The organism is Methylonatrum kenyense (assembly GCF_023195885.1).
Lineage (GTDB): Bacteria > Pseudomonadota > Gammaproteobacteria > Nitrococcales > Aquisalimonadaceae > Methylonatrum > Methylonatrum kenyense.
The window spans coordinates 69,357-93,906 of the sequence record NZ_JALPKO010000010.1 but is presented as its reverse complement, the minus strand read 5'-3'; the positions used below and the strand labels follow the sequence as shown (position 1 = coordinate 93,906).

Sequence of the window (24,550 nt, the reverse complement as noted above, 5' to 3'; positions counted from 1 at the left end):
GTAGCGAACGCACAACGAGCAATCACATTCATGGCCGAACGACTGATTCTGTTTCTCGGTGACGATCCGGATGGTCCGCTGCACTGGCTGCAACTCGACCAGGCGGAGCGCGTGCTGGAGCGTGGCGTTCTGGTGGGCGATGAGGCCCTGCCCGCGGAGTTGACCGCCAGTCCGGCCACCGGTCTTGCCGCGGGCACCCGGGTACTGCTGGCGAAGGCCCGCGTGCCGACCCGCAGCAGGCAGAAGCTGTTGCAGGCGCTGCCCTACGCCATGGAAGATCAGCTCGCCGATGATGTCGACACGCTGCATTTCGCCCTTGGCCAGCGCGATACCGAAGGCGCCTGGGGCGTGGCGGTGGTCGAGCGCGACTGGCTCGACCGCTGGCAACAGCGGCTCGCCGAGCTGGGGATAACGCTGCAACGCCTGATCCCCGAAACCCTCTGTCTGCCACTGGCCTCGGACCACTGGTGCGCCCTGCTGCATGCCGGACAGGCCGTGGTGCGAACGGGGCAACAAGCCGGCTTCGCCGCTGACCATGAGACCCTCGCCGTGCTGTTGGACGCCGCACTGGAGGAGGCCGGCGAGGACGCGCCACAGGAAATCCGCCTGCTGCATGCGGGTGCGCTGCCGGAGGACCTGGACGACACCGCGCTGCCGTTGCAGCCCGAAGCCCTGCAGGCGCCGCGCGACTGGCTGGCGGCGCACAGCCGCGACCCGCATGCCATCAACCTGCTGCAGGGGGATTATGCGAACAACCGGATCGATCGCAGCCTGCTTCGTCCCTGGGCCGCCGTCGCGGCACTGTTTGTCGCCTGGATGGTCCTGCTGAGCGGCTCGCTGGTGCTGGAACAGCGCCAACTCCGGGCCGAGCTGGCGGCACTGGATGCGGCCGTGCTGGAGACGCTGCGCGAAGTCTTCCCTCAGGCCACCGATGTACGCCAGGCCCGGGACCGCCTGCAGACCCGGCTTGGTCAGCTGGAGGCCGGTGATGGACCGGATCACGGCGACGGCCTGCTCGAGACGCTGCGGCTGATCGGCCCGATCCTGCGCCAGGACGAAGCCATCACGCTTAGCGGCATGAGCTGGCGCGGCGGCAATCTGGAAATCGAATTGCAGGGCGATAGCCTGCAACAGATCGATCGGCTGAGCCGCCAACTGAATGCGGCCAACGGCATCAGTGCCGAGGTCCGCTCCGCCAGCAGCGGCAACGAGGCGGTGCAGGGTCGCCTGCTGGTGCGGAGGTCCTCCTCGTGAGGCAATGGTGGCAGGAACTGGCACCGCGTGAACGCCGCACCCTGCTGCTTGGCGGCATCAGCCTGGGCGTCATCCTGTTCTATTTCGTGCTCTGGCAGCCGTTGCGCGAGGACACCGCCCAGCTTGCCGGGGACGTCGAGGAGCGACAGGCACTGCTCGACTGGAGCCACGGCGCCGTCAGCCAGATCCGCGCCCTGGGTGGCGTCGAACAAATGATCGACAGCGAGGACCCGGAGCAGGCACTGTTCGCGCTGGCTGACAGCCACGCCCGCGAAGCCGGCCTGGGCGACGTGCTGCAACGCGTTGAACCCAGTGGCGAAGGCGGCGCCCGCATTGTCTTTGAACAGATCGCCTTCGACGAGCTGGTGGACTGGATCGGCGCCCTGCAAAGCCGTTACGGCATCCGGGTGGGACAACTAAGCCTGCAGCAGTCGGATCTCGGTGGCCGGGTCGATGCGCAACTGATGCTGGAACCGGGTGGCGCGTGACAGTGGAGCGCCCCGACAGCCGCCGGCAACGCCAGCTGGTTGCAGGTCTGGTCCTGCTAGGCCTGCTGAGCTTCCTGATTGCGCTGATCGTGCGGCTGCCGGCGGCTCAAGCCTGGCAATGGTTCGGCCAGGACCTGCCGGTCCGGCTTGAAGGGCCGAGCGGCTCGGCCTGGAATGGCCGCGCCGCCCGCCTGCACTATCAGGACGAGGTTTTCCATGATCTCCGCTGGCGCTTCCTGCCCGCACGGTTGCTGTCGGCCCGGGCCACTGTGGATTTTTCGCTGCGTGCCGAGCAAGGGCGCATTCAGGGCCGGGCCTCCAGCGGACCCCGACGCGATCTGCAACTGCAGGATCTGCGAGCGGACCTGCCGGTCGCGCAGGTGCTGCGGCTCGCCGACCAGGGCAGACTCCCGGTCGACGTGGATGGTCGCTTCGATGCCTTCCTCGAGCACGTGCGCATCGACGCCGATGGCAGCCTGCGCGAGATTCGCGGCCTGTTGAACTGGATTGAAGGCGGTTTCACGCTGGCTGATCCGGTGGAACTCGGCAGTTATGCCCTGCGCATCGAGGGAGACCAGGACCGCCTGCAGGGGCAGTTGCAGGATATCGAGGCGGTTCTGAGACTGGAGGGCGAGATCACATTGCTGCCGGGCAGCGGCGATATCCGCGGCGAGATCATCATGCAGGCCCTGGACGGCGCTGATCCGGCGCTGATCGAGAACATGCGCTTCGCCGGGCTGCCGGAGCCGACGGCAGAAAACCAGGTTCGCTTCCAGGGCAATCTGGCCGACCCCTTCGGCTTCCGGGGCGACATCCAGTAGCCACGCCGCGCGGTACCTGCGTCGCCCGTACCAGGGCACTTGACGCCGAACCTCATTCCGCTATCTTATTGTTGTACACACCTTGTACAACCTAACTACACTCGAACACCGGCGTCAGAGGGAAGGGCAATGCGCATTACCACGCAGTGCTTTGCGGCAGTTCTCGGTATTGCCCTGGTCCAGGGGCCAGCACTCTTCGCCGCCGAGCATCCGGCCCTGGCCGACGAACCCGGCTTGCCGGAAACCGAACGGCCCTCGATCGCCGCCGCGGAACAACGGCGCGCAGACCGTGCCGTACTTACCCTGCGGCAGGACGCCCGTGGACAGATCATCGTCCCGGGAGATGGCCAGCGGACCAGACCATTGACACCGAAGAATTCGGAACTCACGAGATCCGTGGTACCGACCGGTCATTACGAAATCATCCCGCTCTGACTGCCAGCGGCATCGGACTGTGTAGAATGGGGGGCACTGATGACAGCAGTCATTAACCCCCAGTTGGCGACAGTCCTTCCACCGCAGGTCAGTCCCTATGCCGAAAAAACCGGAGATTCTCGACAGCCGCATCGTCGCGCGCTCGCGCCTGTTTCGTATTGAAGCCGTCAAGCTGCGCTTCAGCAACGGTACAGAAGTCGAATACGAACGCCTGCGTGGCTCGGGCGCAGTCGGCGCCGTCATCATCGTGCCGCTGCTGGATGAGGAAACCGTGCTGCTGGTTCGGGAGTATGGCGTGGGCCTGGAACGCTACGAGCTTGGCCTGCCCAAGGGGCGCGTCGAGCCCGGCGAAAGCTTCGAGGAGGCCAGCAACCGGGAACTCATGGAAGAGGTCGGTTACGGTGCCCGCCGCATAACGCCGTTGAAAGCGGTGAGCCTGGCGCCGGGTTATCTGGGCCATCGTACCCAGATCATGCTGGCCGAGGATCTCTACGAGAAACGGCTCCCTGGTGATGAACCGGAGTCCATCGAGGTCGTCCGCTACCCGCTTGCCCGCCTGGACGAGCTGCTGATGGCAGACTCGGAGTTCACCGAAGGACGCTCGATTGCCGCTCTCAGCCTGACCCAGCGTCACCTGGCGCAACGTCGGGAGGATGCCGAATGACCATTTCGGTACCGGCCCTGTTGGAACCAGTGCTGGCCGTCGCCCGCAAGGCGGGGGATTCGATCCTCGAGGTCTACCAGAGCGGCTTCACGGTCGATCGCAAGGATGATGACTCACCGGTGACCGCCGCCGACGAGGCGGCCAACCAGCTCATCATCCGTGCCCTGTCGCGGCTGACACCGAGCCTGCCGGTCATCTCCGAGGAACAGCCCGTGCCGACCTGGCGGCGGCGTCAAACCTGGTCGTTTTACTGGCTGCTGGATCCGCTGGACGGCACCCGCGAGTTCATCCGCCGCAATGGTCAGTTCGCGGTCAACATCGCATTGATTGAGGATGGCCGGCCGGTACTCGGTGTCGTGCATGCGCCCACCGACGGCCGCAGCTGGTTCGGCGGCCCCGGGATCGGCGCCTTCCACGAGACCCGCAACGGCAGCCGCAGCGTCATCCAGACCCGTCGCCACGCCTCGCCACCCTACCGGGTGGTACTCGGTCGCAGCCGGCCACGCCCCCATGTCCGGGACATGCTGGCGCGGTTGCCGGAGCACGAAATCCTGCACTGTGGATCATCGATCAAGATCTGTCTGATAGCCGAAGGCGAAGCCGATCTGTTTCCGCGTCTCGGTCCGATTTCGGAATGGGACCTGGCGGCACCGCAGGCCATTCTCGAGGCTGCCGGCGGCGGCGTTCTCGACCTGGGTCAACTGGCTCCGCTGCGCTACAACCAGCGCTCCTCCCTGACACTGCGCGATGTGGTTGCGGTTGGCGACCCGGACGCCCGCTGGTGGCAGTGCCTGCAATCCGAACCGGTGGCGTGATGAAGCGAGTTTACAGCGCCCCCAGTCCACTCCTCGTCGGCCATATGCGCAATATCCTGCAGAACGCCGGGGTGCGCTGCTTCATCCGCAATGAGGGGCTGATCGGCGGTGCCGGCGAACTGCCACCGACACTGGTCTGGCCGGAGCTCTGGGTGGAACGTGAAATCGACCACGCCCGGGCAGAGAAGCTGGTCGAGGAAGCAATGGCCGAACCCGAGCCGGGCCGCGGCTGGACCTGTCCGGCTTGCCAGGAACGCCTGGAACACCAGTTCGACACCTGCTGGAACTGCGGCCACGAGCGCCCAAGGAGGTGACCGCAACCCTAATCGGCGGCGAGCGCTAGGGCCTGGCGGGCGATCTCCGCCTCCTCATCGGTGGCGACTACCAGCACCGGCACACGGCTGTCGTCACTGCTGATGGTCTGCGCATTGCCGGCGTTCGCGGACCGGTCCATGTCCACGCCCAACCAGGCCAGGTGACGGCAGATCTGCTCGCGCACCGCCGCTGCGTTTTCGCCGATGCCGGCGGTGAACACCAGACCGTCAAGCCCGCCGATGCCGGTCGCCACCGAGGCGATCTCCCGGGCCGCGCGATAGCAGTAGAGCTCGACCGCCTCACTGGCTGCCTTTTCCCCGCTTTGCAGCAGTTCGCGCATGTCCTGGCTGATGCCGGACACCCCGAGCAGCCCCGAGCGCCGGTACAACAGATCCTCCAGCTCACGGGCGCCAAGTCCTTCATTGTCCATCAGGTACAGCACCACGCCCGGATCCAGGCTGCCACAGCGGGTTCCCATCGGCAGGCCGTCCAAGGCCGTGAACCCCATGCTGGTGGCCAGACTGCGACCGGCCCGCATGCCGCAGAGGCTGGCACCGTTACCCAGATGTGCAACCACGATATGCCCCGTATGCAGTTCCGGTCGGTTACGCTGCAACCAGGCGGCGATGGACTGGTAGGACAGACCGTGAAACCCGTAACGCAGCACGCCCTGCGCGGTGTAGCGACGCGGCAGTGCAAACTGCTGCGCCACCGGCGGCTGCGTGCGATGGAACGCGGTATCGAAACAGGCCACCTGCAGCAGTTCCGGACGGGTCTCGGCAAGCCGCGCCGGCGGCGCCAGATTGTGCATCTGGTGCAGTGGCGCCAACGGTTCCAACAAGGCGAGTTCATTCAGAACCGCCGGATTCAGCACCACCGGCTCGCTGCGATCCGGCCCGCCATGGACCACCCGATGCCCCACCGTCACGAGCCGATCGTTGCCGTCCCGGGAATCCAGCCAGCGTAACAAGCGGTCGATCGCCGGCGCGTGCTCGGCCGAGGTCAGCGCCTCGTCCAGCAGGGTGGTTTGCTGGCCATCGAGCACCCGGATGCGACTCGGGCCACGGCCGCCGAGGCCCTCGGCCAGACCTCGCGCCTCCAGGGACAGGCCACGGCTTGTCACACGGTACAGTGCCAGCTTGATGCTGGAGGAACCGGCGTTGACCACCAGCACCAGGTCAGCCATCGGCCTGATCCCGCGCCATCAGCAGCGCAATCGCGCAGGACGCCACCCGCGAAAAACGGTCATCCGCCCGGCTGGTCAGCACCACCGGCGCACGGGCACCGCAGACGATCCCGGCGGCCTCGGCATCTGCCAGGTAATGCAACTGCTTGCCAAGCATGTTGGCGGATTCCAGATCCGGCGCCAGCAGGATATCCGGCCGGCCCGCCACCGACGATTGAATGCCCTTGGTCCGGGCCGCAACCTCGGAGATCGCGTTATCGAAAGCCAGCGGGCCATCCAGCTCACCACCGGTGATCTGACCCCGGTCCGCCATCTTGCACAGCGCCGCGGCATCCAGCGTCGACTGGATCTGCGGATTGATCTCCTCTGTGGCCGACAGCACCGCTAGCCGCGGTGTCTCGACACCCATGGCGTGGGCCAGCTCGATGGCATTACGCGCGATATCGGCCTTGGCCACCAGATCCGGCCGGATATTCAGCGCCGAATCGGTGATGATCAGTGGCCGGGGATAGGTTGGCACGTCCATCACCCAGGCATGACTCATGCGCCGCTCGGTGCGCATTCCCGAGCCGGAACCGACAATGGCGCCCATGAACTCGTCGGTGTGCAAGGCACCCTTCATCAATCCGCCGGCCTCGCCGTCACGGACCAGTGCCACCGCCTTCTCGGCAGCCGCATGGCTGTGCTCGGTATCCACAAGGCGGGTATCGCCCAGATCGATTCCGGCCTTCTCTGCAGCCTCACGAACGCGACGCTGCGGCCCCACAAGCACCGGTTCAATCAGGCCGCGACGCGCGGCCTCCATGGCTCCACCGAGCGATTCCACGTCCACCGGATGCACCACCGCCATGCGCAATGCCGGTAGGCCGCGGGCCAGGCCCAGCAGCCGCTGTAGCTGGCGCCGCGACAGGCCATCGTCCAACGAGCCAATGTCGGTGCCGTGCAGGGGCCGGGAAGACTCCGGGGCCTCGACCAGCACACTGCCCTCAAGCACAGTGCCGCCGTCTCGGGCGCGGCAGACACAATCCAGCAGCACCCGCTGGGCCTCCTGCTTCTCGCGTACGGTCAAGGTGATCTCGACGCTTTCCCCGAGCCGGATTGCGCCGGTGTAGCGCACATCCTGTTGCAACACGCGGCTGCCCAGCCCCGGCAACCGGGTGGCCACCGCGACGGTGACCAGTGCGGTGGCCCACATGCCGCCGGTCATGAGGCGACGGAACAGGCTGCCATCACCCTGCTCCTCGTCGCCGGCGTACTGACGCAACTCCTGCAAGGTCAGCCGCCGCGTCATGCAGGCGGAATCCCCGGGCTGCAGGTCGGAGTAGGCAAGACTTTGAATCGAATCGTTCATTTAGGGAAACTCTGAAGTGAAACACTGATGTATTCGCGCGCCTGCGTTGGAGTCCTCATTTTTTTCCGCGGCAAGGCGAGTTGCGCACGAAGCGTAGGGTGCATTAAGCGCAGCGGACCCACGCGGTGTGATCCGTTACCATGGTGCCAACGCGCGCTCGATCACCGCCGCCGCCAATGCGCACCCCGGCTCTGGTTTGTCCGAACACCTTCCTTGTCCGAACACCGTTGTTGTCCCGCCAACAGATCACACTGCGTGGGTCCGCTTCGCTTGACCCACCCTACGCCTCTACCGAACCGGCACCGCGCCTTGCCAGATGACCAAAACCGGTCTCGGGCGCAGACGCGAGAATAGATCAGTGTTTCCCTCGCTCAACCAATCACGTGGTAACCGGCATCGATATAGGTGATATTGCCGGTCAGGGTTTTCGCCCGGTCGCTCACCAGGAACGCCGCCATGGCACCGACGTCATCGATGTCGGCGAGCTGGGCCTGCGGTGCCCGTTTCCGGGTTCGTTCCATCATCTCGTCAAAGCGGGCAATACCCGAGGCCGCGCGGGTTTGCAGCGGGCCCGGCGACAGCGCATGCACCCGGATATGCTGCGGCCCGAGCTCGGCGGCCATGTAACGGACGCTGCTCTCCAGCGCAGCCTTCACCGGCCCCATCAGGTTGTAATCGTCCACCACCTTCTCGGAACCGTAGAAGCTCACGGTCAGCAAGGCACCGCCATCGGCCATCAACGGTTCAGCCAGCCGCGCCATGCGGATGAAGGAATGACAGGAGACATCCATCGCCTGCATGAAACCACCCTGGCTGCTGTCCACAACCCGCCCATGCAGGTCCTCCAGCGGCGCGAAGGCAATCGAATGCAGCAGGAAATCGACTTTGCCCCAGCGTTGTTCCAGTTCCGCGAACACCGCCTCGAGCTGACCGGGTTCGCGCACGTCGCAGGGCAGGAACGGGTCGGCATCGACCCGCTTGGCGAGCGGTTCCACCCATTTCAGCGCCTTGTCGTTGACATAGGTCATCGCCAGATCCGCACCGAGCTGATGAAAATGTCGCGCACAGGACCAGGCAATGCTGTTCTCGTTGGCAACGCCGACCACCAAGCCTTTCTTGCCGGCGAGAGACAGGAATTCAGTCATTCGGATTCTCCTCGTTGCTGCTCGGGCAGTTCGATGCCCGCATCCTGCCGCACCGGCAACGGCGCACTGTGCTTGCCGGCATACAGGCTCAGATGCGGAAACGGGATTTCCACGCCTTCCTCGTCGAAAGCGCGCTTGATCTCCAGCGGCAGGGAATTACGCAAGGCCAGGAAGTTTTCGCGCCGGGCCCAGACGGATACCTGCACGTCCACCGAGGAACTGCCGAATCCCTGGAAGATCACCTGCGGCTTGGGCTCCACCAGGCACAACGGGTTTCGATCCGCCACCGTCTCGATCAGTTTCTGCACGCGCGCCATGTCCTCACCGTAGGCGACCCCGAGCTGCAGGTCATAACGCCGGATCGGAAAGCGCGAGAAATTGGTGACGAAGCTCTTCATCATGGTTTCGTTCGGGATCCGGACGAACAGGTTGTCGAAGGTCCGCAGCTTCACCGACAGCAGATCGATGGCCAGCACTTCGCCGGTAACATCCGCCACCTTGACCGTGTCGCCGATCTGGAACGGCCGCTCGGCCAGCACGAACAGACCGCTGATCAGATTCGAGGCCGAGGTCTGCGAGGCGAAGCCGATGGCCACGGTCAGGATACCCGCGGCACCGAGCAGCACCCCAAGCCGAAACCCCAGCTGGTGCAGCGCGGTCGCCACCACCAGACCGACCAGCACGTAGAACACCAGCCGGCGGATAATCGTTGCCTGGTGCACGTCGAAGCGGCCGCCAATCAACCGTTCGACGCCGCGTGCCGCCAACCGTGCTGCGAACAGTCCCACGATCAACAGCGTCGCCGCCTGGGCGATGGCCGCCCAGTTCAGGGCAACGAACTGGGCCCAGAGTCCGGATCCGAGATCAGACAGCATCACGCCACCTCGTCAGAACAATGCGCTGAAAGCGCGAAAGACCGCATGGCGCTGCACCTTCTGCCGCGGCCCGGAGACCAGTTCGGCGGTGCCTGCCTGCGCGGGCGCGCCGCTGCCGGTCAGCAACTCCGCCATATCCCCATCCTCGCGTCGGGTCACGGTCACGGTCTCGGTCCAGAGCCAGCCGTCCGCCTCGGCCCGGTAGACGCTGAGCGTGGCCACCGGCAACTGCAATTTTTCGATATGCAGCGTGTCGGCCGCCAGATTCCTCACCACCAGCGGCGTGTTGGCGCGATTCGGGATGTGGGGATACTGGTGCAGATCAAGCCGGCAGCGGGTGCGCGTGGCATAGCACACCGAACCCAGCCGTGTATTGGGCCCGAACCAGGTATCGGACAGCTGATGACTGGGAAACTCGGTCAGCAGGCGTGCCTGCTCGCCCACCGCCAGGCTGATCCAGACCGGATAGCTCAGATAGAAGCGCACGGTCTCGCCGGGCGGAATGCTGACCGGTGTCGACGGACGCGAAACGATGGAGCGGTCCGGCAACAGGATACCGACCCGCAGGCGACTGCTGTCATTGGCCACCAGAAAGCGCTGCACCGAACTGTCCAGCGGCTCCTCCTCGGCCTGCGCATGCCGTTCCAGGTTCAGCGTCGAATCGTAGACATCGCCGGAGGCATCCTTCTGAAGCCGCCATTCGCCCTCGGTCCGTTGCACGCTGAAGCTCAGCGGGCCAAGCCGCCAATGCAAGGATGTACCAATGGGCACCTCGAATTCGCCGAACCAGCGCTCTTTTTCCGGGGCTTGCTGCTGTCCGACGCCCGGCGACCCACTCATGGGCGGGCCGGCACCAACATCACGGCTTCCCCTTGCACCACGGCACGGCCACCGACCAGGGCACGGGTTTCCAGGGTCACGAACCGCCGCTCGGGATTGAGATCGGTCACCGCCACTTGCACCGTTACGGTGTCGCCGCTGCGCACCGGTCCGCGAAAGTGAAGGTTCTGGCTGACGTAGATCGAACCTTCCCCGGGCAGTCGCGTGCCCACCGCCGTGGAAATGAATGCGCCCATCAGCATGCCGTGGGCGATACGCCCCTTGAAGCGCGTGCCCGAGGCGAACTCCTCGTTCGTATGCACCGGATTGAAATCACCGCTGACGCCAGCAAAGGCGCCGATATCCGACTCCGTCACGGTGCGCCCGTACTGCACCGACATCCCCACTTCCAGATCTTCGAAATAGTAGCCGCCGTACATCCATTGACTCCCACTGAGGAAACGCCCACTGGCCCGCGCGTACCGCTCAACATAGACCCTCAAGCGAGGCACGACCCGCAAAAACTGATCCGCAGTCTACATGCTGATGCGGCAACGCAACCACGCAGACTCAACCCTCCTCGGCACCTTTCAGCAATTGCATCGGCGAACTGCGGTACAGACCGCGGGTCGCCAGCAGACCGGCCACGGTGACGACCAGGGCGCCGGCGCCGGCACCGAGCAGCGGCAGCCAGGGATTGAAGGCATAGTCCAGCTCGAACAGCCGGCTGGCCATGAGATGACCGGCAATCGCGGCGCCCAGGCCGGCCAGCAGCCCGGCAGTGCCACCAAGCAGCAGGAACTCGCCCAGAGCCAGGCGCCGGATTTGCTCCCGGCTTGCACCCACCGAGCGCAGCAGTGCGCCCTCGAAGCGCCGCTCCTCACGCGTCACCTGAAGTGCCGCCAGCAGCACGACGATGCCGGCGAACAGGGTCAGCAACGCCATCAGCTCCACCACCCGCGTGCCCTGGTCCATGATGCCGCGCACGGTATCCAGGATCGCGTCGATATCGATCACCGTGACGCTGGGATAGGCGCGTACCAGCTCGATCATCAGCCGTCGCTGGTCGGCGGGCAGGTGAAAACTGGTGATATAGGTCGCCGGCGCGTCGTCCAGCACCCCCGGCGACGAGGCGACGAAGAAGTTGACGTTGAAGCTGTCCCAGCGCACCTCGCGCAGGTTGCTGATGGTGGCGCTGTAGCGGCTGCCACCGGCCTCGAAGGTCAGCGTGTCACCCACCGACACACCGAGGCGCTCGGCGATATCCACCTCCACCGAGAAGGCCGGATCCGCTGCGTCCTCGTCCCAGAAGCTGCCCGCGGCGACGGTGTTGTCCTCGGGCAACGTGGCCATCTGCGACAGGTTGAACTCGCGGGCCATCAGCCGCCGTGTCTGCGGATCCGGATAGTCATCCGGCCGCACGGTCTCGTCGTTGATCTGCACCAGCCGACCACGCACCATCGGGTAGACTTCGGCCTCGATGCCGGCCTCGCGCAGGCGCTGCTCCACCGCCGTCGCCTCGTCCGGCTGGATATTGATCAGGAAATGGTTGGCCGCGTCCGTCGGCACGCTGTCCTGCCAGGTGGCAAGCAGATCGCCACGGACCACGGTCAGGAGCAGCAGCGCCATCAGCCCGAGGCCCAGTGCCATGATCTGGATACTGGCGGTGAGCGGCCGCCGGGTCAGACCGGACAAACGCAGGATGATGCCGCTGCGGCCCCGACGCAGCGCCCGCAGTCCCTGCACCAGGGCGAAGGCCGCAAGCCCCAGCACCAGCAAGGTGCCCAGCACCGCAGCGAATACCCAGATGGCCAGCCGCAGATCACCCGCCTGCCACCACATCAGCAGGAACACCGCCGTCAACGCCAGCGGATAGATGCCGGCACCGCGCAGGACCTGCTCGCCCAGCTCGCGGCGCAGGACACGCAGCGGCGGAACCCGACGCAGGCGCAGCACGGTGGGCAAGGCAAAACCCAGCAGGATGGTCTGGGCGGCGATCACGCCGCTGGCCGCGGGACGCCAGCCCGCCGCCGGGAGTTCAGGCAGCAGATCGGCCACCAGCGCCAGCATTGCCAGGTGCAGCCCGAAGCCGAGCAGCGTGCCGACGGCCGCCGTGAGCAGGCCCAGCAGAAACAGCTTCCAGCTGAGTATCAAACCGATCTGGCGCTCCGTCGCGCCCAGGCAACGCATGATGGCTACCCGGTCCAGATGCCGGGCCGCATAGCGGCGGATGGTCAGCAGCATGCCCACCCCACCGACGACCACGGTCAACAGCGCGCTGAGGCCCAGAAAACGCTGCGCGGCCTCGATCGCGCGGCCCACTCCAGCCTGTCCCTGGCCCGGGCGCTGCAGCCGCAGGCCGTCACCAAGCAGGGGCTCGATCGCCGCGCTCCAGCCCGCCACCGCCTCCTCGGCACCGGCCACCAGCAGACCGTAGCGCACCCGGCTCGCCGCCTGGACCAGCCCGGTGTCGGCCACATCGGCCTGGTTCATCATCAGCCGCGGTGACAGGGTCTGGAAGCCGCCGCCGCGATCCGGTTCCAGGAACAGCATCTTGCCGATGGTGAACCGACTGGCCCCTAGGTCGATGGTGTCACCGGGCGCCGCATCCAGTTGCAGCAGCAGACGGGGCTCGACCCAGACCTCGCCGCTGCGCGGCACCTCCCGGGTCTGTCGAGCACTGTCATCCGGGTCGCCACCCACCAGCAGGCTGCCGCGCAGCGGATAACCCGATTCGACCGCCTTGACCGAAGCCAGCTGGGTCTGCTCGCCGAACAGCACAACGCTCGGGAACTCCAGCGTGCGGCTCAGCGTCAAATCGCGTTGCCGGGCCTGCTCGATGAGTTCCTCGGGCAGCGGTTCGCTGCCGATGACCGCCCGGTCGCCGCCCAGCAGCTCGGCCGCCCGGCCCTCGGTGCCACCGGCCACCCGGTCCGCCAGCCAGGCGACGGCGGTGATAGCGGTGACCGCCAGAATCAGCGAGACCGCCAACAGCCGCAGTTCGCCGGCCTTCCAGTCACGTCGCAACAGGCGTGCGGCGTAGCGCAGCTCCTTCACGCGGCCTCCAGCCGGCCATCGCTGAGCTGCAGGACACGGTCACAGCGGCGGGCCAGCAGCGGATCGTGCGTCACCAGCACCAGCGTGGTGCCGGCTTCGCGGTTGCGACTGAACAGCAGGTCGGAAACCCGCCCGCCGGTGGTCTGGTCCAGATTGCCGGTGGGCTCGTCGGCCAACAGCAGCCGCGGTCCGGTGACGAAGGCACGGGCAATCGCCACCCGCTGCTGTTCACCGCCGGAGAGCTGTCGCGGATAATGACCCCGGCGCTCGGCCAGGCCCACGTCGGCAAGCGCCCGGGTCGCGGTTTCGCTGGCACCTGACGTGCCGGCCAGCTCCAGCGGGAGCATTACGTTCTCCAGCGCGGTCAGACCGGAGAGCAGATGAAAGGCCTGGAACACGAAGCCCAGCTCGCGGCCGCGCAGAATCGCACGCTGGTCCTCGTCCAGCGCCGTGATATCGGTGTCGCCGATGAGGATGCGGCCCTCGCTGGGCGTGTCCAGTCCGGCCAGCAGGCCAAGCAAGGTCGACTTGCCCGAGCCCGAGGCACCAAGAATGGCCACCGTCTCGCCGGCGGTGATGTTTAATGCGAGGTTCCGGAACAAACGGATCTCGCCCTCAGGACCATGAAAACACATGCCCAGATCATCCGCCCGCAAGACCATCCTGTCCGTCATGACACCCCTCGTCGCCGTGCGCCGATTGCTGGCCGCGCTGCTGCTTGTGACGCTCATGGGCCCGGCCGCGTTCGCCGAGCAGCGCCAGATACTGGTTCTTGGCGACAGCCTGTCGGCGGCCTACAACATGTCCACCGAAAACGGTTGGGTACATTTGCTGAACGAACGCCTGAGTGAGACAGCGCCCCACTGGAAGGCCCTCAACGTCAGCATCAGTGGCGAGATCACCCGCGGCGGACTGAGCCGCCTGCCCCGGGCCATGGATGAACATGAGCCCGACCTGGTCATCATCGCCCTCGGCGGAAACGACGGCCTGCAGGGATTACCGCCGGCCGAGATCGAGCGCAACCTGCAGGCCATGGTCGAAACCGCCCGGGAGGCGGGCGCCGAGGTGTTGCTCGCCGGTGTCCGCATGCCGCCCAACTACGGTGCTGCCTATCTGGAACGCTTCGAGCAAGTCTTCGCCAGTGTCGCCGACAACACCGACGTCGCCTTGCTGCCCGGAATTCTCGACGGCTTCGACCACCGACCGGAACTGTTCATGGACGACCGCATCCATCCGACCGAAGAAGCACAGCCGCTGATCCTCGATAATGTATGGAGGAAGCTGGAAGCGATGCTGGAGAACCGAGAAACGTTTTAAGTGTAACGTTTTACGTTTTAAGCCACTGACTTAAAACATAAAACCTAAAACGTTAAACGTTTTTTATTCCTTCATCACCTCCACTAACCGCGGAATCAGGCGTGCCAGTTCCAGGGTCATCACCGAGAAGTCGCTGTCGAAGCGTTCCAGTTCGGACTCGGCTTCCAGATCACCCGAGTCCTCTGCAATGACATCGTTGAAACGCAGACGTTTGATGCTGCTGTCCGCGTCCAGCAGGAAGCTCATCCGGTCCTGCCAGTTCAGCGCCAGGCGGCCGACGCGCTTGCCGGCGCTGATGTGGTTGCGGATCTCGTTCGCGCTCAGGTCCTGGCGCTTGCAGCGCACCTCGCCGCCTTCCAGTTCCGGGTCCACCAGCACGCATTCCTCGCCGAGGCTGAAATCACTCGGCATCTGGCCGCTGGCGAGCCAGCGGGTCATTACCGCCTGCGGCGCCGCATCAAACTGCGGCGGCGTAATCGGCAGGCTGCCCAGGGCGTCGCGCAGCCGCTCGGTGAGTTCCTCGGCCCGGTTCCAGGTACCGGCATCCACCACCAGCCAGCCCTCGTGGGTGTCGATGTAGGCATAGGTCCGGCGGCTGCGGCTGAAGGCCCGCGGTAGCAGGTCGATCACGATTTCGTCCTTCAACCGGTCCTTCTCCCGCTTGCGGACCTTGCGAGCCTCCTTGTCCTGCAGTTCACCGACCCGTTCGTCCAGCACGTCCTTGATCACCGAGGCCGGCAGCAGCTTGCTCTCCTCCTTCAGGCAGATCATGAAATAGCCGTTGGCCGCATGCACCAGCGGCTCGTAGGCATCGCCCAGTGGCGAGGCCCAGCCGGCGGATTCCAGGTCCAGCTTGCCGCAGGGGCGGAAGGCGAACGCCGCGAGTTTGTCGGCCAGGGACTCGGCGTCCAGCGGGAAAGCGGATTCGAACTGGTAGAGACAGAGATTCTTGAACCACATGATGGAGAAAGGTTTCCGTTTTCAGGTTTCGGTGTTCAGGGGGCCTCGGAGCGCCGCGAGGCATGGGGCGATAGCGCGCGTTTAACGTCTAATGTTTTACGTTTTAGGGCTAGGGAAATGCTGATCTATTCCCGCGCCTGCGTTGGAGTCCGCATTTTTTCCGAGGCAAGGCGCGCTGCGCACGAGACGTCGGGTGCATTAAGCGCAGCGGACCCACCCTACACCTCTACCGAATCGGCACCGCGCCTTGCCAGATGACCAAAACCGGTCTCGGGCGCAGGCGTGAGAATAGATCAGCATTTCCCTAGGGCGTTGCGGGCGTGGCGGGCGCGGTTGCGGGCGTCGTCGCGATCGGCGCCGAAGGCGACCATGTGGCCCATCTTGCGGCCCGGTCTGGGTTCCGCCTTGCCGTAGAGATGCAGTTTCACCGCCGGTTGAGTCAGCGCGGCGGCCCAGTTCGGCTCGCCATCGGCCCACAGGTCGCCGAGCAGGTTGACCATGCTGGCGGGCCGCAGCAGGGCCGTGGAGCCCAGCGGCAGTCCGCAAACCGCCCGCACCTGCTGCTCGAACTGGCTGGTGACGCTGGCATCGAAGGTGAAATGCCCCGAGTTGTGAGGCCGAGGCGCCAGCTCATTGACCAGCAGCCGATCACCGGGGCCGATAAAGAACTCCACGCAGAGCACGCCGACCACGTTGAGATCATCGAGAATGCCGTGGGCCACCTCAATGGCCTCACGCCGCACCGGCTCGGGCACCGGGGCCTCCGGCGTGGACACGTCCAGCACATGATTGCGATGTTCGTTCTCGACCACGCCCCAGTGACAGAACCTGCCATCCAGCCCCCGGGCGGCGGTCACCGAAACCTCGCGTTCGAACGGCACGAATGCCTCGAGCACCGCTTCGGCACCGGCCATCTCCTGCCAGGCGGCGTCCAGTTGCTCCGGTGCCGTCAACCCCACCTGGCCCTTGCCGTCATAGCCGAAACCGGCGGTCTTCAGCACCGCGGGCAGGCCCAGCGCTTCGGCCGCCTCGCGCAGGTCGTCCAGGCTGGCGACGCGCCGGAACGGGGTCACCGGAAAACCCTGGCGCTGCAGCCAGGTCTTTTCGTGCAGCCGGTGCTGGCAGACCTGCAATACCTCACCGGCCGGGCGCACCGGTGCGTGCCGTGCGGCACAGTCGGTGGTGGCCGCAAGCACGTTCTCGAACTCGAAGGTAATGACATCCACCTGGCGGGCGAAATCGGCCACCGCATCCAGGTCATCGTAGGCGGCCGTCACCTCCCGGTCGGCCAGATGCCCGGTTGGCGAGTCTTCTGCCGGCGACAGGGTATGCACCCGATAACCCATGCGACGGGCGGCGACCGCAAACATGCGGCCGAGCTGGCCGCTGCCGAGCACGCCGATGGTGGCGCCGGGAAGGATTGGCCGACTGCTCATGGCAACTCCGCCTCCAACACGGACTGGGCCTGAAGCGCACGGAACTGTTTCAGGCGCTCGCGCAGTACCGGATCCTCATTGGCCAGGATCGAGACCGCCAGCAAGCCCGCATTGCGGGCGCCGGGCTTGCCGATTGCCAGGGTGCCCACCGGCACGCCTCCCGGCATCTGCACAATGGAATAGAGTGAATCAACACCCTTCAGGCTCTGGCTCTCCACCGGCACGCCAAGCACCGGCAGCACGGTCTGCGCCGCAACCATCCCCGGCAGGTGGGCGGCACCACCGGCACCCGCTATGATGACGCGGAGGCCGCGTTCTTCCGCCTCGGCGGCGTAGCGTTGCATCAGGTCCGGGGTCCGGTGCGCGGACACCACACGACACTCATGCGGCACATCGAATTCTTCCAGCACCTTGTGTGCCTGTGACATGGTGTCCCAATCGGACGTGCTGCCCATGATCACGCCTACCAGCGGCTGCTCGCTCATGCTTCCATCTCCGGATGGCCGGAAAAAGGCGAGGATTTTAGCATCTGCCGGGGCAAAGCGAATCCATGACTGACCAGTGAGGTGCTGATGCGCCAGAACACCTACCCTCTGCTGGAGACAATCGACCATCCGGAGGATCTGCGCGCCCTGCCAGCGAGCCGGCTGGCGCCGCTGGCCGAGGAGCTTCGCAGCTATCTGCTGGAGACGGTGGCGCAGAACGGCGGCCACCTCGGCGCCGGGCTCGGCACCGTGGAGCTGACCATCGCGCTGCACTACATCTATCAGACACCGCAGGACCGGCTGGTCTGGGACGTGGGCCATCAGACCTACCCGCACAAGATCCTCACCGGCCGCCGGCAACAACTGGCCAGTATTCGCAAGACCGGCGGCCTGTCGCCGTTCCCCAAGCGCGAGGAAAGCCCCTACGACTGTTTCGGTACCGGTCATTCCAGCACCTCGATCAGCGCCGCCCTGGGCATGGCCCTGGCGGCCCGCAGCAACGGCAGCGACAGCCGCGCCGTGGCGATCATTGGTGACGGCGCGATGACAGGCGGCATGGCCTTCGAGGCCATGGACCATGCCGGCGATGCGGAGGCCGACCTGCTGATCATTCTCAACGACAACGAGATGTCGATCTCGCCCAATGTCGGCGCCCTGACCGGCCACCTGACCCGGCTGCTCTCCGGGCGTATCGCACGCGGTCTGCGCGAGGGCGGCAAACGGGTACTCGATCAGTTGCCCTCGGCCCGGGAACTGGCCGGCCGCGTCGAAGCGCAGGTGAAAAGCCTGGCTGCCTCGCCCAGCAGCCTGTTCGAGGCGTTGAACATCGATTACTACGGCCCGGTGGACGGCCATGACATGGACGCCCTGGTGGACGTGCTGCGCAATCTCCGCCGGCAGAAGGGGCCGCGGCTGCTGCATGTCGTGACCCGCAAGGGCAAGGGTTATGACCCGGCCGAAAACGATCCGGTGGGCTATCACGGCGTCAGCCCGTTCGATCCCTCCCACGGCCTGCAACCCTCCGGCCGCCCGGGCGCGGTCAGCTACAGCCAGGTATTCGGCGACTGGTTGTGTGACATGGCAGCCCGGGACCAGCGCCTTGCCGCAATCACACCGGCCATGCGCGAAGGGTCCGGCATGGTCCGCTTCTCGAAGGAACACCCCGGGCAGTACTTCGATGTCGGCATCGCCGAACAACATGCGGTGACCCTGGCGGCCGGCATGGCCTGCGAGGGACTGCGTCCGGTGGTCGCGATCTACTCCACCTTCCTGCAGCGCGGCTATGACCAGTTGATCCACGACGTCGCGCTACAGAACCTGCCGGTGGTTTTCGCCATTGACCGTGCCGGACTGGTGGGTCCGGACGGCGCGACCCATGCCGGATCCTTCGACCTGAGCTACCTGCGCTGTATCCCCAACATGACGGTGATGGCGCCGGCCGACGAGGCGGAGTGCCGGCGCATGCTGAGCACCGGCTATCGCCTGGAGGGGCCCTCGGCGATCCGCTACCCGCGCGGCGGCGGCCCGGGCGTGGCCGTACCCGAGGATCTGGAGGAACTGCCCCTGGGGCAGGCCGAGTTGCGGCGACAGGGGCGGGGCATCGCCATCCTTGCCTTCGGCAGCCTGGTGCCGGCCGCCGCGGCGGCGGCCGAGGAGCTGGATGCCAGCCTGGTCAACATGCGATTCGTCAAACCGCTGGACGGACCGATGATCGAACGCATGGCAGCCGGGCACAAACTGCTGGTCACGGTGGAGGAAAACGCCGTGGCTGGCGGCGCGGGCAGTGGCGTCGCCGAATGGCTGGCCGAGCGCGGCCTGCAGGTGCCGATCCGGCACATCGGCCTGGCCGACAACTACCTGCCCCACGGCAGCCGCGAGGACCTGCTGCAGGCGGCGGGCCTTGATGCCAACGGCCTGCTGCGCCGCATCCGTCGCTTCGCGGAACAGCAACCGGGCATCCTGGAACGCAGCTGAGCAACACGGACGGACCGCCCCCGGAATCACGGCTCGCGCTACAATCGCCGCCATGACACGCCTGCCGACAAGTAACAGCAATGCCGCCGTGCTGGTAGTGGGCCCTGCCTGGGTGGGCGACATGGTGCTGGCACAGAGCCTGTTCATGGCCCTGCGCGCACGGCCCGGACAACCGGCCGTCGATGTGATTGCGCCGCCCTGGAGCATGCCGCTGCTGGCACGCATGCCAGAAGTGCGCGAGGCCATCAGCCTGCCGGTGGCGCATGGCGAACGCGCGCTGCGCCGACGCTGGGCGCTGGGTCGCCGACTGCGCGACCGGCAGTACCGGCAGGGCATCGTGCTGCCGCGCTCGGCCAAGGCGGCGCTGCCATTGCGCGCCGCCGGCATCCCGCTGCGTACCGGCTTCCGCGGCGAGCTCCGCTTCGCGCTGCTGAACGATCTGCGGGATCGCAAGCAGGCCGCCTACCGGACCGTGGACCGCTTCCTGTCGCTGGGCTTTGCTGCCGGCGAGCCGCTGCCCGATCCGATCCCGATACCCCGCCTCGCCGCCTCCGTCGAAGGCGCGCATGATGCGCGTGTGGCGCTGGACCTGGCCGAGGACGGCAGTCCGGTTCTGGCCCTGTGCCCGGGAGCCGAATACGGCCCGGCCAAGCGCTGGCCAGCCGAATACTATGCGGATATCGCCCGTCGTCGCCTGCAGCAGGGCTGGCAGGTCTGGCTGCTGGGCTCCGACAAGGACCGGGCCATCTGCCAGTCGATCCGTGATCGCGCCCAGGGTGCGGCCGTGCTGGCCGGACGCACCAGTCTGGCACAGGCCATCGACCTGCTGGCCGTGGCGGATCTGGTGGTCAGCAACGATTCCGGCCTGATGCACATCGCCGCTGCCACCGGCACCCGGCTGGTGGCCCTCTACGGCTCCTCCGATCCCGACTACACGCCGCCGATGAACCCCCAGGCACGGATCCTGAGCCTGGGCCTGGACTGCAGCCCCTGCTTCCAGCGCGAATGCCCGCTGGGACACCTGAACTGCCTGCGCCAACTCGACCCGGATCGCGTGCATCTGGCTGCAGAGGAACTGCTGCAGCAGGAGCCGGGCTGATGCGGCTGGCGCTACTGCTGTTCAAGTATTTCCCCCACGGCGGCCTGCAGCGCAATTTCCGGCGCATCACCGAACTGTGTCTGGCCCACGGTCATGAGGTGGACGTCTTCACGCTGGCCTGGGAGGGCTGGGACCCGAGCCATCCGGCACTGCGGATCGAACGGGTCGAGGTGGGGGGCTGGCGCAACCACGTACGCTATCGCCGCTTCGCCGAGGCCCTGGAGCCGCGACTGCGACAGGGAGGCTATGACAGGATCGTCGGCTTCAACAAACTGCCGGGGCTGGACGTCTACTACAACGCCGACCCCTGCCTGATGCACCGGGCCATGCACCGCGGCTGGCTGTATCGCCGCTCGGCGCGCTTCAAGCAGCTCGCCGCCTTCGAGCAGGCGGTGTTCGCGGCCAACACCCGCAACCACATCCTGCTGCTGTCGCCGGCCGAGCAGCCGCTGTTCCAGCACTGGTACAACACGCGGCCCGACCGTTTCCGGCCGATGCCACCCTATGTCTCGCCGGACCGCTTCGCGCCGGCCGATTATCCGGAACGTCGCAGGCGGATGCGGCAAGACCTCGGGCTTGCGGACGATCAGCGGCTGCTGCTGATGGTCGGCTCCGACTACCGGCGCAAGGGCGTGGACCGCGCGGTCCGCGCGCTGGCTGCCCTGCCCGATGCTAAGCGCCAACGCAGCCAGCTTTATGTGCTGGGCAAGGGCCAACCCGGGCCGATCCGTCGTCTGGCAAGCCGGCTTGGCCTTGCCGAGCAGGTACATCTGCTGCAGGGCCGGGATGACGTGCCCGATTTCCTGTTCGCCGCCGACCTGTTGCTGCATGTGGCCTACCAGGAGAACACCGGCACCGCCATCGTCGAGGCCATTGCCGCCGGACTGCCCGCGCTGGTCACGGGAAACTGCGGTTATGCCGCGCATGTCAGCGCAGCCGAATGCGGCCAGGTGATCGCGGAGCCGTTCCGGCAGGAGACCCTGGACCGGGCGCTGAGCGAAATGCTGGACAGCAAGCAGCGCGACGCATGGCGTGCCAACGCCCTTGCCTACGCCGCCGAAACCGAGCTCGGCAACCGGGCCGAACACGCGGTGCGGGTGATCGAGGGTCCGAAGTATGGCGAGGTGGCGGAATGATCCGGCGCCACGACGAATTGCAGATGGAGCCGGCCTTCCGCGCCGCGCTGCCGCCGGGTGATCCCTTCGATGCGGTCATGAGGCTGGACGGCGATGTGGTCCGCGCGGTGGACGGACGCCGCACCTTCCGCTTCCAGCTTGGCGATCACTGGTATTTCGCCAAGACCCATAACGGCATGCCCTGGCCGCGCATCCTGCGCAAGCTGCTGCAGTTCCGGATCCCGGTGCTGGGCGCCGAACGGGAATGGGCCGCCATCCACCGCCTGCGCGCACTCGGCATCCAGACCACGCCACCGGTGGCCTACGGCCGTCGCAGCCAGTGGAACCCGGCCCGCCGGCAATCCTTTGTCGTCACCGCCGACCTGGGCCGGACCATCACCCTGGAGAACGAATGCCTGGCCTGGCCCCAGCGGCCACCGGCGGCGCATTTCCGGCTGCGCCTGACCCGCGAGGTCGCGCGTATCGCCCGGATCCTGCACCAGGACGGCCTGCACCACCGGGATTTCTACCTCTGCCATTTCCGGCTGGACCTGAACGGCGCCGACCCGCGCAAGGACCCGGACTCGCCGCTGCGCCTGCACCTGATGGACCTGCACCGTGTGCAACGCTTCCAGAAACTGTCGATGCGGGCGCGGGTCAAGGACATCGGCGGCCTGTATTTCTCGGCCATGGACATCGGCCTGCGCGACCGCGACCTGTTCCGCTTCATGCGGCTCTACACCGGCAAACCCCTGCGCCACACCCTGGAGGAAGACGCCGCCCTCTGGCGCGCCGTCGCCGAGCGCGCCCGCTGGCAGTACCGCAAGGAGCACGGGTGATGGGCGTGGGATGGGTTTTCGGACAACGAAGGTTTTCGGTTTTCGGACCAGGTCAAGGGATATCCAGGGCATCGGAATCGGCGCGATGTCTCCGTGGTTTTCGTAGGGTGGATCAAGCGCAGCGGATCCACGCGGATGAGCGGAATGACGACAAAAAAGGTTTTCGGAAACGGTGCGCCGCTCTTCCTTGTCCGAAAACCTTCGTTGTCCGAAAACCCACGGCCCATCTGACCAACATGCGAATCACGAAATCGCCGGTTACCACATACGCCGAATCGGCCATGCGTCGTGTCGCGTGGACGTGGGTGGACTGCTCGGGGGGGATCACACCGCGTGGAATCGCTTCGCTTATTCCACCCTACGCCATAGACGAAAACGCCATGGCAATCCGGGTGGCACGGGCTATTCCTGGTTTGGTCCGAAAACCGAAAACCTTTTCTGTCCGAAAACCCACCCACTGGTGGCACCGATGACCCGCCTGCTCGCCTGGCTCGGTTTTCGTCCCAGTATTCCGGGTATCGAACCCCTGCCCAGAGACCTACGTATGGTCGCCCGGCAATTGCTGAACGGCGAACCGCCGTCCGGCTGGCATGCACTCAGCAGTTCGGCCCAGGCCCGTGTCGCCCGCGGCCACTGGCGGGGCGAGGATGTGGTGCTGAAGGTGTTCCTGCCACGCGACCCGCTGGAATTGTTGAAAAGCCTGTTCCGCGGCAGCCGTGGCGTACGCGCGGTGCGGCGTGGCCATGAACTGGAAGCGGACGGCTTCCATGCACCAGTGGTGTTGGCGCACGGCTGGGATGGCACGCGGGAGATCCTGCTGATGCGGGCGGTGGCCGGCGACAGCTTGTCGCGGCTAATCTCGAGCCGCCTGGGACCACCGCTGCTGCCGGTAACGGATCGGCAGGCCGTTCAACGGGAATTCGCCGCGGAAGTGGCACGCCTGCACCATCTGCGTTGGCTGCACGGGGACCTGCGACTGGGTAACGTATTGCTGTCACCACCAAGACCCGGTGGAAATTTCGTCTTTCTCGACAACGAATCCAGCCGCAAAGTCGACAACGACGCAAGGCTGCGGAAGAACCTTGTGCAATTGAACATGATGCGTCCCCGATTCCTCTCGCGCAGCAGCCGGCTGCGCTTCCTGCTGAAGTATGCGCAGACCAGCGAAATGAGTCGGTCGGAGGTTTCGGAGTTGGCCAAATATCTCATGCAGGCCACCGAGGTCCGCCGCGCAGAGCGGAACCAACGGGGCGGTCCGAAGGCGCGTTTCACTGCCGGCGCGTCATGATGTCAAAGCAAACCGTTACCCTGCGTGCATCGGGATTCCGCGGCGAAGTGATCAATGATCATGACCTGCAGCGGGCCCTCGCGGGCGACTCGCCACGTTTCCAAAATTGGCCGCGAACCGTGCTGAAACACGACGCCGACGTGGAAAGCGGATTCATTCGGCCACCGGATGCACCATATTCACTGTTCTACAAACGCTATCCGCGCCAGGGCTGGCGCCGCATGTTGGGATTCTTCGGAATCACCTCCCGGGCGCGGCATGTCTGGCATATTTCCCGGCATTTGCACGCTCGCGGTGTACCGATTGCGCGCCCAGTTGGCTATCTCGACGGCAGACGGGAGAGCTGGTTTTTCTGTGAGGCACTGGAGCACTGCAGGAGCTTCAACGACCATCTCGCGGCGAACACCTTGCCGGAAGCCGAGGCAATTACAGAAAAAGTCACCCGCGCGCTGGCTGCATTGCACGATGCCGATGTCGTCCACCGTGACTTCAAGTGGGGCAATATACTGTGGTCCGATTGCGGCGACGTCGTTATCGCAGACCTGGACGGGGCACGCCGTTGCAGCAAACCGGAACGCCCCGCCGTTGCACGCGATCTCGCTCGCTTCCTGACCAACGGCCTGGAGGCGGGCCTGAAGCGGCACTGGGCGCTGGACTTCATCAGCCGCTACTGCGCCCTCCGCGGGCTTGACGAAGCGTCCTTGTTGCCGGCCGTCGCGGAAACCATCGACACCATCAGCCGCCGCCATCGCAAACGGTATGGTCGAGCAGCCGTCAGCCTGAACTGAGAAGACGAAGTGAGCCCACGAGAA

At 65.9% G+C, this 24,550-nt stretch carries 25 protein-coding genes; 14 read left to right on the top strand and 11 right to left on the bottom strand.

Annotated elements, in window-relative coordinates; translation table 11 throughout:
• Positions 1 to 30 precede the first annotated feature (30 nt).
• The 7 genes from gspL (at position 31) to M0534_RS11890 (ending at position 4,791) form a co-directional block, all read left to right on the top strand.
• Positions 31 to 1,254 (top strand): type II secretion system protein GspL, encoded by a 1,224-nt coding sequence (gene gspL, locus M0534_RS11920; RefSeq protein ID WP_248568655.1) that lies wholly within the window; start codon positions 31 to 33, stop codon positions 1,252 to 1,254.
• Complete coding sequence (gene gspM, locus M0534_RS11915; protein WP_248568654.1) at positions 1,251 to 1,742, top strand: type II secretion system protein GspM; 492 nt, start codon at positions 1,251 to 1,253, stop codon at positions 1,740 to 1,742. The genes gspL and gspM overlap by 4 nt, the downstream gene beginning before the upstream one ends.
• Positions 1,739 to 2,563, top strand: coding sequence for a type II secretion system protein N (locus M0534_RS11910; RefSeq protein WP_248568653.1), 825 nt, complete (start codon positions 1,739 to 1,741; stop codon positions 2,561 to 2,563). Before gspM ends, M0534_RS11910 begins: the two co-directional genes overlap by 4 nt.
• Before the next feature lie 129 nt (positions 2,564 to 2,692).
• Positions 2,693 to 2,998, top strand: coding sequence for a hypothetical protein (locus tag M0534_RS11905; protein ID WP_248568652.1), 306 nt, complete (start codon positions 2,693 to 2,695; stop codon positions 2,996 to 2,998).
• 97 nt (positions 2,999 to 3,095) lie between these two features.
• Positions 3,096 to 3,662 carry an ADP compounds hydrolase NudE gene (nudE, locus tag M0534_RS11900; RefSeq protein ID WP_248568651.1) on the top strand — a complete coding sequence of 189 codons (567 nt, stop codon included), beginning with the start codon at positions 3,096 to 3,098 and terminating at the stop codon, positions 3,660 to 3,662.
• Positions 3,659 to 4,477, top strand: a complete 819-nt coding sequence (gene cysQ, locus M0534_RS11895; protein WP_248568650.1) for a 3'(2'),5'-bisphosphate nucleotidase CysQ — start codon at positions 3,659 to 3,661, stop codon at positions 4,475 to 4,477. The genes nudE and cysQ overlap by 4 nt, the downstream gene beginning before the upstream one ends.
• Positions 4,477 to 4,791: a putative signal transducing protein gene (locus tag M0534_RS11890; RefSeq protein WP_248568649.1), complete on the top strand. Its 315-nt coding sequence runs from the start codon at positions 4,477 to 4,479 to the stop codon at positions 4,789 to 4,791. The genes cysQ and M0534_RS11890 overlap by 1 nt, the downstream gene beginning before the upstream one ends.
• Before the next feature lie 8 nt (positions 4,792 to 4,799).
• Here the strand turns inward: M0534_RS11890 and M0534_RS11885 are convergent, their stop codons facing one another.
• The 8 genes from M0534_RS11885 to M0534_RS11850 form a co-directional block, all read right to left on the bottom strand.
• The gene (locus M0534_RS11885; protein WP_248568648.1) at positions 4,800 to 5,978 is read right to left on the bottom strand and encodes an acetate/propionate family kinase; all 1,179 of its coding nucleotides are present in this window, start codon (positions 5,976 to 5,978) and stop codon (positions 4,800 to 4,802) included.
• Complete coding sequence (locus M0534_RS11880) at positions 5,971 to 7,329, bottom strand: bifunctional enoyl-CoA hydratase/phosphate acetyltransferase (protein ID WP_248568647.1); 1,359 nt, start codon at positions 7,327 to 7,329, stop codon at positions 5,971 to 5,973. Before M0534_RS11880 ends, M0534_RS11885 begins: the two co-directional genes overlap by 8 nt.
• A 371-nt stretch (positions 7,330 to 7,700) precedes the next feature.
• The gene (gene fabI, locus M0534_RS11875) at positions 7,701 to 8,474 is read right to left on the bottom strand and encodes an enoyl-ACP reductase FabI (RefSeq protein WP_428348855.1); all 774 of its coding nucleotides are present in this window, start codon (positions 8,472 to 8,474) and stop codon (positions 7,701 to 7,703) included.
• A complete protein-coding gene (locus tag M0534_RS11870; RefSeq protein ID WP_248568646.1) occupies positions 8,471 to 9,349 on the bottom strand; it encodes a mechanosensitive ion channel family protein in 879 nt (292 codons plus the stop codon). The genes fabI and M0534_RS11870 overlap by 4 nt, the downstream gene beginning before the upstream one ends.
• A gap of 12 nt (positions 9,350 to 9,361) precedes the next feature.
• Positions 9,362 to 10,189, bottom strand: a complete 828-nt coding sequence (locus tag M0534_RS11865) for a hypothetical protein (RefSeq protein WP_248568645.1) — start codon at positions 10,187 to 10,189, stop codon at positions 9,362 to 9,364.
• Complete coding sequence (locus M0534_RS11860; protein ID WP_248568644.1) at positions 10,186 to 10,608, bottom strand: MaoC family dehydratase; 423 nt, start codon at positions 10,606 to 10,608, stop codon at positions 10,186 to 10,188. Before M0534_RS11860 ends, M0534_RS11865 begins: the two co-directional genes overlap by 4 nt.
• A 130-nt stretch (positions 10,609 to 10,738) precedes the next feature.
• On the bottom strand, positions 10,739 to 13,225 hold the full coding sequence (locus tag M0534_RS11855; RefSeq protein ID WP_248568643.1) for an ABC transporter permease: 2,487 nt from the start codon (positions 13,223 to 13,225) through the stop codon (positions 10,739 to 10,741).
• Positions 13,222 to 13,899, bottom strand: a complete 678-nt coding sequence (locus tag M0534_RS11850; protein WP_248568642.1) for an ABC transporter ATP-binding protein — start codon at positions 13,897 to 13,899, stop codon at positions 13,222 to 13,224. Before M0534_RS11850 ends, M0534_RS11855 begins: the two co-directional genes overlap by 4 nt.
• On the opposite strand from M0534_RS11850, the gene M0534_RS11845 reads away from it, so the two are divergent.
• The gene (locus M0534_RS11845; RefSeq protein WP_248568641.1) at positions 13,859 to 14,542 is read left to right on the top strand and encodes an arylesterase; all 684 of its coding nucleotides are present in this window, start codon (positions 13,859 to 13,861) and stop codon (positions 14,540 to 14,542) included. The two genes, M0534_RS11850 and M0534_RS11845, sit on opposite strands and share 41 nt — an antisense overlap.
• Positions 14,543 to 14,605: 63 nt before the next feature.
• On the opposite strand, the gene rdgC is transcribed toward M0534_RS11845, so the two are convergent.
• From rdgC to purE, 3 genes are all read right to left on the bottom strand, one after another.
• A complete protein-coding gene (gene rdgC, locus M0534_RS11840) occupies positions 14,606 to 15,502 on the bottom strand; it encodes a recombination-associated protein RdgC (RefSeq protein ID WP_248568640.1) in 897 nt (298 codons plus the stop codon).
• A gap of 293 nt (positions 15,503 to 15,795) precedes the next feature.
• Positions 15,796 to 16,938: a 5-(carboxyamino)imidazole ribonucleotide synthase gene (locus M0534_RS11835; RefSeq protein WP_248568639.1), complete on the bottom strand. Its 1,143-nt coding sequence runs from the start codon at positions 16,936 to 16,938 to the stop codon at positions 15,796 to 15,798.
• Complete coding sequence (gene purE, locus M0534_RS11830) at positions 16,935 to 17,423, bottom strand: 5-(carboxyamino)imidazole ribonucleotide mutase (protein WP_248568638.1); 489 nt, start codon at positions 17,421 to 17,423, stop codon at positions 16,935 to 16,937. The genes M0534_RS11835 and purE overlap by 4 nt, the downstream gene beginning before the upstream one ends.
• A gap of 84 nt (positions 17,424 to 17,507) precedes the next feature.
• Between purE and dxs the strand changes: the two genes are divergently transcribed.
• The 6 genes from dxs to M0534_RS11800 all read left to right on the top strand — a co-directional run bounded on the left by dxs (position 17,508) and on the right by M0534_RS11800 (position 24,526).
• Entirely contained in the window at positions 17,508 to 19,397 is a 1,890-nt protein-coding gene (dxs, locus tag M0534_RS11825; protein WP_428348874.1) for a 1-deoxy-D-xylulose-5-phosphate synthase, read from the top strand.
• 52 nt (positions 19,398 to 19,449) lie between these two features.
• Positions 19,450 to 20,496 (top strand): lipopolysaccharide heptosyltransferase II, encoded by a 1,047-nt coding sequence (gene waaF / locus M0534_RS11820; protein ID WP_248568636.1) that lies wholly within the window; start codon positions 19,450 to 19,452, stop codon positions 20,494 to 20,496.
• Entirely contained in the window at positions 20,496 to 21,632 is a 1,137-nt protein-coding gene (locus tag M0534_RS11815) for a glycosyltransferase family 4 protein (protein ID WP_248568635.1), read from the top strand. The genes waaF and M0534_RS11815 overlap by 1 nt, the downstream gene beginning before the upstream one ends.
• Complete coding sequence (gene rfaP / locus M0534_RS11810; protein WP_248568634.1) at positions 21,629 to 22,450, top strand: lipopolysaccharide core heptose(I) kinase RfaP; 822 nt, start codon at positions 21,629 to 21,631, stop codon at positions 22,448 to 22,450. Before M0534_RS11815 ends, rfaP begins: the two co-directional genes overlap by 4 nt.
• 469 nt (positions 22,451 to 22,919) lie before the next feature.
• On the top strand, positions 22,920 to 23,738 hold the full coding sequence (locus M0534_RS11805) for a lipopolysaccharide kinase InaA family protein (protein WP_248568633.1): 819 nt from the start codon (positions 22,920 to 22,922) through the stop codon (positions 23,736 to 23,738).
• Complete coding sequence (locus M0534_RS11800; protein ID WP_248568632.1) at positions 23,735 to 24,526, top strand: lipopolysaccharide kinase InaA family protein; 792 nt, start codon at positions 23,735 to 23,737, stop codon at positions 24,524 to 24,526. Before M0534_RS11805 ends, M0534_RS11800 begins: the two co-directional genes overlap by 4 nt.
• Positions 24,527 to 24,550 lie beyond the last annotated feature (24 nt).